The 15,241-nt window shown below is 68.1% G+C and carries 10 protein-coding genes; 3 read left to right on the forward strand and 7 right to left on the reverse strand.

Features of this window, described 5'->3' with window-relative positions; all coding sequences use genetic code 11:
- Positions 1 to 7: 7 nt before the first annotated feature.
- The 5 genes from CVH10_RS02415 to leuC form a co-directional block, all read right to left on the reverse strand.
- Positions 8 to 2,524, reverse strand: a complete 2,517-nt coding sequence (locus CVH10_RS02415) for a FimV/HubP family polar landmark protein (protein ID WP_106487710.1) — start codon at positions 2,522 to 2,524, stop codon at positions 8 to 10.
- 288 nt (positions 2,525 to 2,812) lie between these two features.
- Positions 2,813 to 3,925 (reverse strand): aspartate-semialdehyde dehydrogenase, encoded by a 1,113-nt coding sequence (gene asd, locus CVH10_RS02420; protein WP_106487711.1) that lies wholly within the window; start codon positions 3,923 to 3,925, stop codon positions 2,813 to 2,815.
- A gap of 165 nt (positions 3,926 to 4,090) precedes the next feature.
- Entirely contained in the window at positions 4,091 to 5,170 is a 1,080-nt protein-coding gene (gene leuB, locus CVH10_RS02425; RefSeq protein ID WP_106487712.1) for a 3-isopropylmalate dehydrogenase, read from the reverse strand.
- 174 nt (positions 5,171 to 5,344) lie between these two features.
- A complete protein-coding gene (gene leuD, locus CVH10_RS02430) occupies positions 5,345 to 5,998 on the reverse strand; it encodes a 3-isopropylmalate dehydratase small subunit (protein ID WP_106487713.1) in 654 nt (217 codons plus the stop codon).
- Positions 5,999 to 6,001: 3 nt separating this feature from the next.
- A complete protein-coding gene (gene leuC, locus CVH10_RS02435; RefSeq protein WP_106487714.1) occupies positions 6,002 to 7,456 on the reverse strand; it encodes a 3-isopropylmalate dehydratase large subunit in 1,455 nt (484 codons plus the stop codon).
- A gap of 222 nt (positions 7,457 to 7,678) precedes the next feature.
- Here leuC and CVH10_RS02440 point away from each other — a divergent pair, with 222 nt between their 5' ends.
- Positions 7,679 to 8,575 (forward strand): LysR family transcriptional regulator, encoded by an 897-nt coding sequence (locus tag CVH10_RS02440; protein WP_106487715.1) that lies wholly within the window; start codon positions 7,679 to 7,681, stop codon positions 8,573 to 8,575.
- 87 nt (positions 8,576 to 8,662) lie between these two features.
- On the opposite strand, the gene CVH10_RS02445 is transcribed toward CVH10_RS02440, so the two are convergent.
- Positions 8,663 to 9,985 carry a hypothetical protein gene (locus CVH10_RS02445; protein ID WP_106487716.1) on the reverse strand — a complete coding sequence of 441 codons (1,323 nt, stop codon included), beginning with the start codon at positions 9,983 to 9,985 and terminating at the stop codon, positions 8,663 to 8,665.
- 376 nt (positions 9,986 to 10,361) lie between these two features.
- Between CVH10_RS02445 and CVH10_RS02450 the strand changes: the two genes are divergently transcribed.
- Positions 10,362 to 11,693: a hypothetical protein gene (locus tag CVH10_RS02450; RefSeq protein ID WP_106487717.1), complete on the forward strand. Its 1,332-nt coding sequence runs from the start codon at positions 10,362 to 10,364 to the stop codon at positions 11,691 to 11,693.
- Positions 11,694 to 11,893: 200 nt separating this feature from the next.
- On the opposite strand, the gene CVH10_RS02455 is transcribed toward CVH10_RS02450, so the two are convergent.
- Positions 11,894 to 12,415 (reverse strand): zinc ribbon-containing protein, encoded by a 522-nt coding sequence (locus CVH10_RS02455; RefSeq protein WP_035596095.1) that lies wholly within the window; start codon positions 12,413 to 12,415, stop codon positions 11,894 to 11,896.
- A 238-nt stretch (positions 12,416 to 12,653) separates the two neighbouring features.
- On the opposite strand from CVH10_RS02455, the gene leuS reads away from it, so the two are divergent.
- Positions 12,654 to 15,236 (forward strand): leucine--tRNA ligase, encoded by a 2,583-nt coding sequence (gene leuS, locus CVH10_RS02460; RefSeq protein ID WP_035596098.1) that lies wholly within the window; start codon positions 12,654 to 12,656, stop codon positions 15,234 to 15,236.
- Positions 15,237 to 15,241: the final 5 nt, after the last annotated feature.

Genomic DNA, 15,241 nt, shown 5'->3' on the forward strand with positions numbered 1-15,241 from the left:
GCGTTCTTCATGGCTGATGGCGGTCGAGCAGGTCGCGCGCCTCTTGCCGGGCGGCGGCGTCGTTGGACGCCTCGAGGAAGCGCTCCAGCATGACGCGCGCCTCGCGAACCTCGCCGACCTCGAACAGGTGGCGTGCCTCGTCCAGGGTGGCGATCGCGGGCGCCGCGTCGTCGGGACCATCATTATCCCCGGGCAGCGGCGGGAACGCCACCTCCTCGACCTCCCAAGAGTCCGCGTCACGGCCGCCCCCGCCGCCCGGCGTGAACTCGACCTCCGGCTGGCTCGGCGTTTCCTCCCGGGGTGCGACCGGCTCCAGCGGTGGCGGCCGGTAGTCGATGACCTGGCGGCCGTCTTCCTTGGTCCGGGTCGCCACCTGGGGCATCTCAGGCTCCGAGGCCGACACCGGGGCCTCCGGTGCGGCATCTGGCTCGCCGTCCTGCTCCGGCTCGAATGACGTTTCGAACGACGCCTCACCGTCCTGCCGCCCGTGATCGCTGGACGAACTCGCCTCTCCGGGTGCGGGCTCGATGACCGGCGGGCGATAGCGCGACAGGTCCTCCGGTGCCGCCTCCGGACGCGTCGCACCGGCCTCCGGCTCGGCAGCGGCTTGCGACTCGCCCCCGTCGCCGAAGAGACGCGGCGGGCGCTCGTCGGCCGCACCGAAGACCGCACGCTCGATGGGCGCCTCGTCATCCTCGACGACCGGTCCCATCAGCCGGAGCACCTCGGCACGCGCCGACTCATCGCCGCAGGCCCGTAGATGCTCGGCCTGGGCCTCGGCGGCGGCGCGATCGCCCTGCTCCAGCTGCACCCGCATCAGCTTGAGGCGCAGATCCTGGCGCTCCGGCTCCCGCGCCACGCCGGCTTCCAGCAGCTCACGAGCCTGATCGTAGCGGCCATAGGCAATGAAGATATCGGCCTCGCTGATCGCCTCCGTCTCCGGCATGGCGTCGCGCACCGAGCGCCTGGGTACGCCGATGGCGTCGCTGCCGGCATTCGGCGAGGCCGGCTCGCCCGGCGGGCGTATGACCCGGTTCTCGCCGAAGGCGGCCGCCGGGCGCTGTGTCGGCGGCGCGACCTCTTCCGCGCGCCGCCGGCGCACCAGGCCCCAAAGCGCCAGCAGCAGCGCGACCGCCGCGCCGCCCAGCACCAGCGGCCGCCCGACCGCCCCCTGATAGAGCGCGCCCCACCAGGGGCGCGGCTGACCGGCCCCGCCATCACCAGCGCTCTCGGGCGGCGCCACGCCGCCGGTTCCCGCCGCATCGACACCGGTACCCCCGGCCGCCAGGTCCGCGACCCGGTCGCGCAGCGCGTCCAGCTCTTCGCGCAGCCCGCCGACCTCGGCCTCCAGCGCGTCGCGCTCGGCCTGGACCTCGGCCAGGGCCGAACGGCTCTCCTGGAAGCGCCGCTCCAGACGCAGCAGGCGATCGTCATCGGTCAGCCCGCCGCGGGCGGTGATGGCCGCCAGCACCTCGGGAGCGATCCGCTCGGCGGCGTCGGATGACGCCGGGGACGCGTCCTCTTCCGCGCTGCCGGCCTCACCGCTCGCATCGCCCCCGGCACCACCGGCGTCGACGCCGTGGTCACCCAGGCCGGCGGCGACCTCCGCGTCGGTCAGCAGGGTCAGCCGCGGCGCCTGATCCCGCGAGGCCTCGCGTGGCGCCCCGGAAGACGCGACCGCGTTCTCGTCGGCGACCGCCTCGGGCGTCTCGCCCCCGGAGGTTTCCACCTCGGCCATGGCCGGCTCGGCGGATCCCAGCGACACCGGCGCCGGCGCCCCACCGCCGCGGCTGGCCCAGGCGCTGTTCATGGCCTGCACCAGCTCGGCCGACCTCGCCGGCGAACGCGCGGCGATCGCCTCGCGGGAGGGCACGGTCAGGGGGAAGCCGGCACGCATCTCATTGATGTTGCCGCTGGGGAAGACCTCGGGATTGGCCTCGACCAGCGCCAGCATCATCTGGTTCATGTCGATGCCGCTGTCGGGCCGCAACCGGTTGGCCAGCATCCACAGGGTATCGCCGCTGCGCACCCGAGCCGGATCGACGCCCCCGCCGGCCGACACGGCTCGCTCCGGCGAGGACGACGGCGACGTCGCGGCCCCGCTGCCCTCGACCAGCGCCGGCATGGCGGCATAGTCGGGCGGGTCGAGCAGCAGCGTCACCTCCTGCAGCTGGCGACCGCCCGGCCAGTCGAAGCGCAGCAGCAGATCGACCCAGGGCTCGCGCACGGCCCCCTCGGTGGTGAGCTCCAGCACCAGCCGCCCCTGGCGGCGCCGGACCGCCAGATCGACGCTGGCCGCCAGCGGCGTGCGGGTTAGCCCCGCGGCACGATAGGCATCACCGTCGGCCACCGAGGCGTTGAGCCGGCCGACCTCGAGACCGCCGGTATCGGTCAGCGGAATGGTGGCGCGCAGCGGCGCGTTGAGAGGCGAGACGACCTCGGCATTACCCAGCCCCAGGGCCAGCGCCAGCGGGCTGACCAGGAAAAGCGGGAGCAGTGTGGTGAGCGATAGCGTGTGTTTCATGGATCCCCTTGCAACCGCCCGGTCGGACGCGCTGGCACGCCGCCGAGGCAGAACGATAAAACGATGTCTGACTGACGGGTCTAACACATCCGGCTCGTTGGCAACGCCAGGCCACCCACGCCCCGTCCCAGGCGGAATTCAACGTCACTCATTGATCCGTGACAGGGCGAGCCGCCCAACGACAGGCGGGGCGCCCCCGAAGGAGACGCCCCGCCAGGTCCGCCCACATGAAGCGGAAGGACATCCGTGATTCCGTCGCAAGCGCGATCAGGAAACCGGGGATGCCCCTTACTGCTCGCGCAGGATCTTGAGCATCCGCTTGAGCGGCTCGGCCGCGCCCCACAGCAGCTGGTCGCCGACGCTGAAGGCGGACAGGTATTCGCCGCCCATGGCCAGCTTGCGCAGGCGGCCGACCGGCACGGTCAGGGTGCCGGTGGCGGCGGCCGGGGTCAGGCCGTCGATGGTGGCATCCTTGTCGTTGGGGATCAGCTTGACCCAGTCGTTGTGGGTCGCGATGCGCTCCTCGATCTCGTCGAGCGGCACGTCCTGGCGCAGCTTGATGGTGAACGCCTGGCTGTGGGAGCGCATGGCGCCGATGCGCACGCAGAGACCGTCGATCGGCACCGGGTTGTCCTGCAGGCCGAGGATCTTGTTGGTCTCGACGTTGCCCTTCCACTCCTCGCGGCTCTGGCCGTTGTCGAGCTTGGAGTCGATCCACGGCAGCAGGCTGCCGGCCAGCGGCGCGCCGAAGTTGTCGGTCGGGAACTCGCCCGAGCGCATGGCCGCGGTGACCTTGCGGTCGATGTCGAGGATGGCGCTGGCCGGGTCGGCGAGCTCGTCGGCCACGCTGTCGCGCAGGCCGCCCATCTGGCTGAGCAGCTCGCGCATGTGCTTGGCGCCGGAGCCGGAAGCCGCCTGATAGGTCATGGAGGTCATCCACTCGACCATATCGGCCTCGAACAGCCCGCCCAGGCCCATCAGCATCAGGCTGACGGTGCAGTTGCCGCCGCAGAAGGTTCTGGCCCCACGGGCCAGCTGCTCGTCGATCACCTTGCGGTTGACCGGGTCCAGCACGATGGTGGCCTCGTCGGCCATGCGCAGGGTGCTGGCGGCGTCGATCCAGTAGCCCTTCCAGCCGCCGTTGCGCAGGTCCTCGTAGACCTTCTTGGTGTAGTCGCCGCCCTGGCAGGTGATGACCACGTCGAGGGCCTTGAGGGCCTCGAGGTCGAAGGCGTCCTTCAGCGGAGGCACCTCAACGCCGACGTCGGGACCGGCCTGGCCGACCTGGGAGGTGGTGAAGAAGATCGGCTCGATGCCGTTGAAGTCTCCATCTTCCACCATCCGCTGCATGAGCACGGAACCCACCATGCCCCGCCATCCGACGAAACCGACTTTCAACATGTGAAGTCCTCCAGAAAGAATTGAACCCGTTAGTCTACAGAAAAAAGCGTGCCCTAACAGCGAGCGCCCGGTTGTCGAGATCGCGACACGAAATGGCAGGAAAACGCACGCTTCCTGCCACTTTCATCGCCTCGACCGCTTCGGCGACGCGCTGCCGTCAGGCGATCAGAGCGACTCGAAGGCCGCCAGCACGGCGTCGCCCATCTCGCTGGTGGAAACGCGGGGGGCGCCCTCGGCGGCGATGTCGGCGGTGCGCAGGCCATCGTCGAGCACCTTGCCCACGGCGGCCTCGATGCGCTCGGCCAGCTCGGGCTCGCCCAGCGAGTAGCGCAGCAGCATGGCCACCGAGAGGATGGTGGCCAGCGGATTGGCCAGGCCCTGGCCGGCGATGTCCGGAGCGCTGCCGTGGCAGGGCTCGTACATGCCCTGGCCGGATTCGTTGAGCGAGGCCGAGGGCAGCATGCCGATGGAGCCGGTGAGCATGGCGGCGGCGTCGGAGAGGATGTCGCCGAACATGTTGCCGGTGACCACCACGTCGAACTGCTTGGGCGCCCGGACCAGCTGCATGGCGGCGTTGTCGACGTACATGTGCGACAGCTCGACGTCCGGGTATTCCGGCGCCAGCCGCTCCATGACCTCGCGCCACAGCATGGTGACCTCGAGCACGTTGGCCTTGTCGACGGAGCACAGCTTCTTGCCCCGCTTCTGGGCCATCTCGAAGGCGACGCGACCGATGCGCTCGATCTCGGCCTCGGAGTAGACGTAGGTGTTGTAGCCGACCCGCTGGCCGTCGCGCTCCTCGATGCCGCGGGGCTGGCCGAAGTAGATGCCGCCGGTGAGCTCGCGCACGATCATGATGTCGAGACCGGACACCAGCTCGGGCTTGAGGCTGGAGGCCTCGGCCAGCTGCGGGTAGAGCAGCGCCGGGCGCAGGTTGCCGAACAGGCCGAGCTCCTTGCGCAGGCCCAGCAGGCCCTTCTCGGGACGCTTGCTGATGTCCTCGAGCTTGTCCCACTTGGGACCGCCCACCGCGCCCAGCAGCACGGCATCGGCGGCCCGGGCCTTGGCCAGGGTACCCTCGGGCAGCGGCGAGCCCTCGAGATCGTAGGCGGTGCCGCCGACCGGCGCTTCCTCGACCTCGACGTCGAGGCCGCGGGCCTGACAGGCGGCCAGCACGCGGCTGGCCTGGGCGGTGATTTCCGGGCCGATGCCGTCGCCCGGGAGAACCAGAATCTTGCGTGTCATCGTATCTTCCTTGTGTGCTCAGGGCCGGGCGGCCCAAGGGGCGCCGGGGGCAGGCCGCAGAGAAGGTCCTACGCCAGGGATGGCGTCGGTAGCGCCCATGGATGGGTTCACAGCGCCTTCTCGCAGGCCTGCCGCCGGATCAGCCCCGCCGCCCGGCCGATGCAGGATAAAACGTCAGGCGCTCGCCTCGTCGCGGAACAGCCAGGGCCGCGCGGCGCGATGCTGCTGTTCGAAGGCGCGGATGGCATCCTCGTCCTGCAGGGTGATGCCGATGTCATCGAGCCCCTCGAGCAGGCAGTGCTTGCGGAAGGCGTCGACCTCGAACTCGAGGACCTCGCCGGACGGCGTGATGATGCGCTGGGCCTCGAGATCCACGTCGAGGCGATAGCCTTCCTCGGCCTCGGTCTCGCGGAACAGCCGGTCGACCTGCTCCTCGGGGAGCTTGATCAGCAGGATGCCGTTCTTGAAGGCGTTGTTGTAGAAGATGTCGGCGAAGCTCGGCGCGATCACCGCCCGGAAGCCGAAGTCGGCCAGCGCCCAGGGGGCGTGCTCGCGGGAGCTGCCGCAGCCGAAGTTCTGGCGCGCCAGCAGCACGCTGGCGCCCTGGTAGCGCGGCTGGTTGAGCACGAAGTCCGAATTCAGCGGACGCTGCGAGCAGTCCTGCCCCGGCTGGCCCTCGTCCAGATAGCGCAGTTCGTCGAACAGGTTGACGCCGAAGCCGGTGCGCTGGATCGACTTCAGGAACTGCTTGGGAATGATCAGGTCGGTGTCGACGTTGGCGCGATCCAGCGGCGCGACCAGGCCCTGGAGACGTTCGAATTTCTGCATGGCTCAGGCCTCCTGCTGCTGGGTGGCGTCGTTGGCGGCGCCGAGGTCGCGCACGTCGACGAAGTGGCCGGCGATGGCGGCGGCGGCGGCCATGGCCGGGCTGACCAGATGGGTGCGCCCGCCGTAGCCCTGGCGACCCTCGAAGTTGCGATTGGAGGTCGAGGCACAGTGCTCGCCGGCACCGAGCTTGTCGGCGTTCATCGCCAGGCACATGGAGCAGCCCGGCTCGCGCCATTCGAAGCCCGCCTCGCGGAAGATCGCATCGAGCCCTTCCGCCTCGGCCTGCTGCTTCACCAGGCCCGAGCCCGGCACCACCATGGCCAGCTTGATGGAATCGGCGACCTTCTTGCCGCGCGCCACCTTGGCGGCCTCGCGCAGATCCTCGATGCGGGAGTTGGTGCAGGAGCCGATGAACACCTTGTCCAGGCGGATATCGGTGATCTTCTGCTTCGGCGCCAGCCCCATGTACTCGAGCGCACGGCTGATGCCGGTGCGCGCGGTGTCGTCGGCGGCCTCGGCCGGATCCGGCACCTCGCCGCCGATGCCGGTGACCATCTCGGGGCTGGTGCCCCAGCTGACCTGCGGCTCGATGTCGGCGGCGTTCAGGGTCACCACCTTGTCGAAGTCGGCGTCCTCGTCGGACACCAGGCCGCGCCAGTCGGCCACCGCGGCCTCCCACTGCTCGGCGCTGGGCGCGTAGTGGCGGTCTTTGAGGTAGTCGATGGTGGTGTCGTCCACGGCGATCAGGCCGACCCGGGCGCCCGCCTCGATGGCCATGTTGCAGACCGTCATGCGGCCTTCCATGGACAGCTCGCGGATGGCGCTGCCGGCGAACTCGATGGCGTAGCCGGTGCCGCCGGCAGTGCCGATCTCGCCGATGATGGCCAGCACCACGTCCTTGGCGGTGACGCCGACGCCGAGCTCGCCTTCGACGCGCACCTGCATGTTCTTCATCTTCTGGGCCAGCAGGCACTGGGTGGCCAGCACGTGCTCGACCTCGGAGGTGCCGATGCCGTGGGCCAGCGCCGCGAAGGCGCCGTGGGTGGCGGTGTGGGAATCGCCGCAGACCACGGTCATGCCGGGCAGGGTCGCGCCCTGCTCCGGGCCGACCACGTGCACGATGCCCTGGCGCGGGTCATTGATGCGAAACTCCTCGATGCCGAACTCGTTGCAGTTGTCATCGAGGGTCTGGACCTGGATCAGCGACACCGGATCCTCGATACCGGCGTTGCCCTCGGCACGTTCCTTGAGAGTGGTCGGGACGTTGTGGTCCGGCGTCGCCAGGTTGGCGTCGATCCGCCACGGGCGACGGTTCGCCAGGCGCAGGCCCTCGAAGGCCTGAGGCGAGGTCACTTCGTGGAGCAGCTGGCGATCGATGTAGATCAGGGCGGTGCCGTCGTCGCGCTCCTTCACCAGGTGCTGCGACCACAGCTTGTCGTAGAGGGTCTGGCCTGCCATCTCGTTCTCCCGGGCGCTGGGCCCTGTGCGTGTCCGGTCGGTCTGTGGCGCCGCCGACGATCCATGGTCTGTCTCGGTCGGGGCGCATGGCGCTATTTCTGTGCGTTGCGCTTTGACGGGAGTGTCCCGCGACGCGCACATAAAAGCAATTCATGTTATTTATTCAAAGGATTCCATAAAGGAATACAGAGTTCCTCCTTCGCCCACAACGCTGGAGCCCGAATGGATACCCAGAGCCTGCAGGCCTTCCTCGCCGTGGCCGACGGCGGCAGCTTCTCCCGCGCCGGCGAACAGCTGCATCTCACCCAGCCGGCGGTCAGCAAGCGCATCGCGGTGCTCGAGGATCAGGTCGGGGCGCGGCTGTTCGACCGCATCGGCCGCCGGGTGACGCTGACCGAGGCCGGCCGCCTGCTGCTGCCCCGCGCCCGGCAGATCCTGGTGATGGTGGACGACAGCCGGCGCGCGCTGGGCAACCTGGACGGCCAGGTGGCGGGCAGCCTGACGCTGTCCACCAGCCATCATATCGGCCTGCACCGGCTGCCGCCGCTGCTCAAGGACTATACCCGCCAGCATCCCGAGGTGCGGCTCGACCTGCGCTTCGAGGACTCCGAGCAGGCCTACCAGGGCGTGCTCGACGGCACGCTGGAAATCGCCGTGGCCACCCTGGCCCCGCATCCCGACGCGCAGCTTCAGGTGGTGCCGGTGTGGATCGACCGGCTGTGCTTCGTCTGCGCCCACGATCACCCCTTGGCCTCACGCGGCCCGCTGGCCCTGAGCGAACTGTGCGACTTCGATGCCGTGCTGCCGGGACCGCTGACCTTCACCCGCGGGCTGATCGAGGCGCGCTTCGCCGCCGCCGGCCTGCGCCTGCCGGTGACGCTGTCCACCAACTACCTCGAGACGCTGAAAATGATGACAGCCATCGGCCTGGGCTGGAGCCTGCTGCCGGAAGGCCTCGCGGCCGGAGAGCTGCACGTGCTCGAGGTGGATCACCCGTCGATCCGGCGCCCGCTGGGCTATCTGGTGCACCGCAGCCGCACCCTCTCCAACGCCGCCCGGGCGATGCTCGATCGCCTCGAGGCCGCCCGCGGCCCCGAGGCCATGGCCTGGCAGGCCTGACGAGAGCCAGCGGATTAGCATGAAAAACGCCCCGCTCATGGAGAGCGGGGCGTTCGTTCCGGCAGACGCGGCGGACGCTGCGCTGCCTTAGAAAGTCAGGCCGAAGTGCGTCTGGAAACTGGTGTGCCAGTCATCATCCACCGGCGAGCCGAAGTAGTTCAGGCCATTCTTGTTGGTGACGATATCGAACCAGGCGTAATAGGGACCGGCGGTCACCTTCATGCCCAGGTCGTTGAGCATGGGATCGGCCTGATCGCCAAAGCCGCCGTTGATGGCCGAATAGTCGCCCGACGGGTCGATCATGCTGAAGTCGTTGTAGAAATAGAGGTTGTCCACCGGCCCCCAGTCGACATCCATGCTGTAGGCCAGGCTGGCGGAATACATCTCGGCCTCGGCCGGGATCAGGTAGTTGAAGCCGAAGGCGCCGATCTGGATCACATCATCCGAGATGCCCGACACGCTCTCGGCCGGATTCTCGGCGTTGTACTCGTAGGTCGTTGCCTGAAGACGGGTCGACCAGTTGCCGTACTGACCGCTCAGCCCCAGGGCCGCCTGCCAGTTGTCGCCGCTGTCGCCGGTCCGGGTGTTGTAGAGCTGTCCGCCCTTGGCCGAGAGGTTGATCTCGGTGGTGGCATCGGTGCCTTGGCCGAAGGTATAGGCGACACGGCCGGCGAGCTGATTCTCTTCCGAGTTGCCCTGGGCGCTGCTGCCGACGGCGTTGGCCCCGTAATGCTCGTTGCCATCGCCAAGCTGGTCGCTCTTGAAGAACGCCAGAGACGTATCCCAGGCGCCCTGGGAGTGATCCCACTTGAGGCCGGCGTTCTGGTTGTCGTTGAAGCCGGAAATATAGGGCAGTGTGCCGTACCAGCCGAGATAGCCGTAATCCATGTTGCCGAACGGCGCCTGGACCAGGCCCAGCTTGAGGCTGTCGTCATCGGTCAGGTCGTAGCCCAGCCAGCCGTGCTGGAGGAAGTTGTAGCCGTCGTAGAAGCGATACTGAAAGGAGTAGTTGAACTTGCCGGTACCGCCGGTGAAGCCCAGATTGAACTTGCCGAAGTCCATGTCCCCGGCCGTTTCCTTGTCGCGCTCGTCCCAGTCGTTGAAGACCGAGCCGAACTCGAGCTGGCCGTTGATCTGGGTACTCTGGAGCGTCTCAAGGATGGCGCTGTTTTCTTCGGCCAGCTCGCGGGTGGACGCGGAAGAGGACGCAGCATCAGCGGAGGCGTCACGCGACGCACGCTCGGTCTGCTGTGCCTCGATCGTCTCCTGCATGCGCGCCAGCTCGGCGCGCAGGGCGTCGATCTGGCGCTGCATGGCCTCGGTGGACGGATCGGTCTGCGCCATCGCCGGCGCCGCCAGTGCAAGGGTACCTACGGCGAAGCCAGCCGCCTTGAGAGAGTGTCGGATCATTGTGTTCCCAGAATCTTGATGAGTCGTTTCGATGAGTAGCGGGAGTGGCAGAAAGCGGAACTCCCCGGCGTCTAGAGGACACCAGTTGTCATTTTTGTGGCGCCAGCCTGTACAACCCTTCGTTAGCGGGCAACTGTTGCATCTTTCGCAACAGACATGACAACGCGCGCGGGAAAAAGGACGCCATCAAGATCAAGAAACGAGAAAATAATTTTTCTCTATGCACTTTTTGCCAAAGATTCTTCCACACCATGCCGAGCTTCTGACATCCGACCAGGAACCCGGCTTGTGAGCATCGAGCGCCTTGCTTAGGATGCTATTTTTCCGTCGAGCTTTCGCAACGAAGCCTGTCTTCTCGCCTGCCAGGAACCCCGTCATGCCCGCCCAGACCGAAGCAGCGACCTCATCCGGCGTCGGCCTCCGCCATGCCCTGGCCGGCCTGGCGATACTGGTCGGGCTGCTGTCGCGAATCGCGGGGCTGGCCTGGCTGCCCGCTGCCGAGGCACTCACCGGGCCGGCGCTGTGGCTGGGCACCGCGCTGCTGTGGTCCGACCTGCCTCGCCGCAACCGCCGCCAGGCAGGACTGCTGGCGGGCATCGGCGTCGGCCTGCTGCTGATCGCGGCGTTCGTCTACGGCGCCCGGGTGGACTGGCCGCACTTGCTGGACGCCAACACTCAGGTGGTGGCGATGCTGGTGGGGGTCAGCTTCATCGGCCTGATCGGCAATCGCCGCGGCCGGTCGCGCCCTTCGGGGCCGCCGGTCACCGGGCGTCGCGGCCTCGCCGGCACCTGGCTCGGGGTGCACCTGCTCGGCACCATCCTCAACCTCTCGACGGTGTTCATGGTCGGCGATCGCCTGGCGCGTCGCGCGCCGCTGACCACGCCCCAGCTGCTGGCGCTCAACCGCGGGCTGTCCAGCGCCGCGCTGTGGTCGCCCTTCTTCGCCTCCATGGGCATCGTGATCACCCTGGCGCCGGGCATGGACTACGCCACCGTGCTGGCCCATGGCCTGCCGCTGGCGCTGTGTGCGGGACTGGTGACGCTGATCGAGCTGCCGCGACGCTTCGACCTGACCGACACCGCAGGCTTCTCGATGGCGCCGAGGAGCCTGCTGCTGCCGGTGGTGATGGCCGCGCTGGTGATGGGCTTTCACTTCGGGCTGACGCCGGGGCTCTCCATCGTCGCCATCATCACCTTCCTGATGCCCGGTGCGGCGCTGGCGGCCAACCTGCACCGTGGCCTGCACTGGACCGCCGGTCGCCTGCGCCAGCACACCCTGACCCGGCTGCCGGCCATGCGCGGCGAGATCTCGCTGTTCCTGTGCGCGGGGCTGCTGACCCAGGGACTGTCGACGCTCGCGGACGCCGCTACCGAGGGCGGCTGGACGCTGTTCGCGCATTTCGGCATGGGCGAGGCCATCGTGAGCTTTCTCGCTATCGTGGTCAGTGCCGTGGCCGGGCTGCACCCGATCATCGGCGTCTCGGTGCTGGCCTCGGTGCTGGACCTGGCGGCATCGGAGCAGACGCTGTTCGCCTTCGTCGCCCTGGCGGCCTGGGCGGTGGGCACCAGCGTCGGGCCGCTGTCGGGGATCAACCTGTCGCTGCAGGGGCGCTATGGCGTCAGCGGCGGATTGATGATGCGGGAGAATCTGCGCTACGCGCTGATCATGGCGACGCTGGTGGTGGGAATGATCGCCTGGCTGGCGTAAGGCGCGCCAGAAAGTGCCTGCGCTCGGTTATACGGCGTTAAAAATCGCCTCGGAATACTCATTTACACAAAGTAAACTCCGTCTCCTCGTTGATTTTTGCCTTGTCTAACCTTCGCTCGCCAACTTTCTGACATCACCTTAAAACACGGGCGAAGGGAAATGCCCCCTGGGCGCGGGAATCACCGCAGGGGGCGGAAGGATCAGTCCAGCGGCGCGCGCATGAAGTAGCGATGACCGCACTGGTGGCAGGGCTCGAGGCGGGCCACCTCGTTAAGTTCGACCACGGCGTCGCAGTGGGTGCAGGCCATGCGCCCCGGCACGGCCATTTCGCCGGCGGTATAGTCGGCCCGCGAGGCCTCGAGGTCGTCTTCCAGGCGTTCGCGTTCGACCCGGCTGCGATCGGCGATCGACAGCAGCGACTCCACCACCCGGCGCGACAGCACCGAGAGATCGACGCCCAACCAGTGGGCGACGCTGTGCCCGCCGGCGCTCAGGTAGTGGCGCATTTCCTTGAGGTCGCGATCGACCCAGGCGCGCAGCAGCGAGAGCTCATCCCGGGTGAATTCCTCCACCTCGGCCTCGAACTCGATCGCCTCGTCGAGCTCCTTCTGCAACGACTCGCGGTTCAGCTCTCCGGCGCCCTCCTGCAGCCGCTCCAACACGCGTTCGTAGGCATCCTTGAGGCGATGGTCCTCATGGGGGTCTTGCGGTTGATCGCTCATCGCAGTTCTCCTGTCCGTGTCCTGTCCGCATCGGGGTCGCGGCGCCGCCACCATAGCCGGCGCCCGCCGTGCTGGGGTATCCTTGCGCCCCAGAGGTTCTTCCATTTAGACGATATGCCGTCGGCGAATCAATGGCTTCCCCCAATCAATGGGGCCAACCCTGACGCCGGACAAGGCCCGCTGACATGCGCCGCGCCACGCGCGCCGCGCTCGACTAGCAAGGTACCCGAAGACAGCGATGGACGCACAATACCAGCCCCGAGAAATCGAACGCGACGCCCAGCAGTACTGGGAGAAGAACGCCTGCTTCAAGGCAGTGGAAGACGCCGGCCGCGAGAAGTACTACTGCCTGTCGATGTTCCCCTACCCCAGCGGCAAGCTGCACATGGGGCATGTGCGTAACTACACCATCGGCGACGTCGTCTCCCGCTTCCAGCGCATGCAGGGCAAGAACGTCCTGCAGCCGATGGGCTGGGACGCCTTCGGCATGCCGGCCGAGAACGCGGCGATCAAGAACCAGGTGCCGCCCGGCGAGTGGACCTACCAGAACATCGACTACATGCGCGGCCAGCTCAAGGCGCTCGGCTTCGCCTACGACTGGGACCGCGAGTTCGCCACCTGCGATGCCGACTACTATCGCTGGGAACAGTGGTTCTTCACCAAGCTCGTCGAGAAGGGCCTGGTCTACAAGAAGATGTCCACGGTCAACTGGGACCCGGTCGACCAGACCGTGCTGGCCAACGAGCAGGTGATCGACGGCTGCGGCTGGCGCTCCGGCGCGCCGGTCGAGCGCAAGGACATCCCGCTGTGGTTCCTCAAGATCACCGACTACGCCGATGAGCTGCTGGCGGATCTCGACAAGGTCGACTGGCCCGAGCAGGTCAAGACCATGCAGCGCAACTGGATCGGCAAGTCCAAGGGCGTCGAGCTGGCCTTCGACGTCGCCGACCATGACGACAACGCCCTTGAGCCACTGCGCGTCTACACCACTCGCCCCGACACGCTGATGGGCGTGACCTATCTCGCCGTGGCCGCCGGGCACCCGCTGGCCAAGGCCGCCGCCGAGGGCAATTCCGAACTGGCCGACTTCCTCGAGGAGTGCGCCCACGGCGGCACCTCCGAGGCCGAGCTCGCCACCAAGGAAAAGAAGGGCATGGCCACCGGCTACCAGGCCGTGCACCCGCTCACCGGGCGTCGCGTGCCGGTCTACGTGGCCAACTTCGTGCTCATGGAGTTCGGCACCGGCGCGGTGATGGCCGTCCCCGCCCATGACCAGCGCGACTGGGAGTTCGCGACCAAGTACGCGCTGCCCATCGAGCCGGTCATCGCCGACGAGAGCGGCCAGGCACCGGACCTCAGCCAGGGCGCCTTTGATGAGCACGGCGTGCTGATCAACTCCGGCGAGTTCGACGGCCTCGACTTCCAGGCGGCCTTCGACGCCATCGCCGCCCGCCTGGCCGAGCAGGGCCACGGCGAGGTCAAGACCAACTTCCGCCTGCGCGACTGGGGCGTGGCCCGCCAGCGCTACTGGGGCGCGCCGATCCCGGTCAAGTACGGCCCCGAGGGCCAGACCGTGCCGCTCACCGACGACGAGCTGCCGGTCGCCCTGCCGCTGGAAGTCACCGTCGACGCCTCCGGCTCGCCGCTCAAGAAGATGCCCGAGTTCAGCGATCTGGGCGACGGCTGGGTGCGCGAGACCGATACCTTCGACACCTTCATGGAGTCCTCCTGGTACTACGCGCGCTTCGCCTGCGCCGACAACCCGGAGGCCATGCTCGACGAGCGTGCCAACTACTGGCTGCCGGTGGACCTCTACATCGGCGGCATCGAGCACGCCATCCTGCACCTGCTCTACGCGCGCTTCTTCCACAAGCTGATGCGCGACTTCGGCCTGGTCGAATCCGACGAGCCGTTCCAGCGCCTGCTGACCCAGGGCATGGTGATCGCCGAGACCTTCTACCGCCCCGAGGCCAATGGCGGCAAGGAGTGGTTCAACCCGGCCGACGTCACCGTCAAGCGCGACGACAAGGGCCGGCCGCTGAGCGCCGTGCTCGAGGCAGACGGCCAGCCGGTGGAGATGGGCGGCATCGAGAAGATGTCGAAGTCCAAGAACAACGGCGTCGACCCCCAGGCGATGATCGACCGCTTCGGTGCCGACACCGTGCGCCTGTTCATGATGTTCGCCGCGCCGCCCGAGCAGTCCCTCGAGTGGTCCGACTCCGGCGTCGAGGGCGCCCATCGCTTCCTCAAGCGCCTGTGGCGAATGGTGGCCGAGCATGTCGAGGCCGGCACCCCGGGCGAGCTCGACGTCGACGCCCTGAACGACGATCAGCGCGAGCTGCGTCGCAAGACCCACGAAACCATCCACAAAGCCAGCGACGACATCGGCCGACGCACCACCTTCAACACCGCCATCGCCGCGGTGATGGAGCTGACCAATGCGATCGGCAAGTTCGAGGATGAAAGCCCGCTCGGCCTGGCCGTGTCCCGCGAGGCCGTCGAGGCCTGCGTGCTGCTGCTGGCGCCGATCACTCCCCACGCCTGCCATGCGCTGTGGGCCGAGCTCGGCCATGACGAGCCGGCCATCGACGCCCGCTGGCCGGCCGTCGACGCGTCCGCCCTGGCCCGGGACACCATCGAGCTGGTGGTGCAGGTCAACGGCAAGCTGCGCGCTCGTCTCGAGGTGCCGGCCGAGGCCGACAAGGCCGCCATCGAGGCCCAGGCCATGGCCGCCGAGAACGTCCAGCGCCACCTCGAGGGCAAGACGGTGCGCAAGGTGATCGTGGTCCCGGGCAAGCTGGTCAACATCGTCGTCGGCTGAGCCGA

It is taken from the genome of Halomonas sp. ND22Bw (genome assembly GCF_003011945.1).
Taxonomy (GTDB): Bacteria; Pseudomonadota; Gammaproteobacteria; order Pseudomonadales; family Halomonadaceae; genus Halomonas; species Halomonas halophila.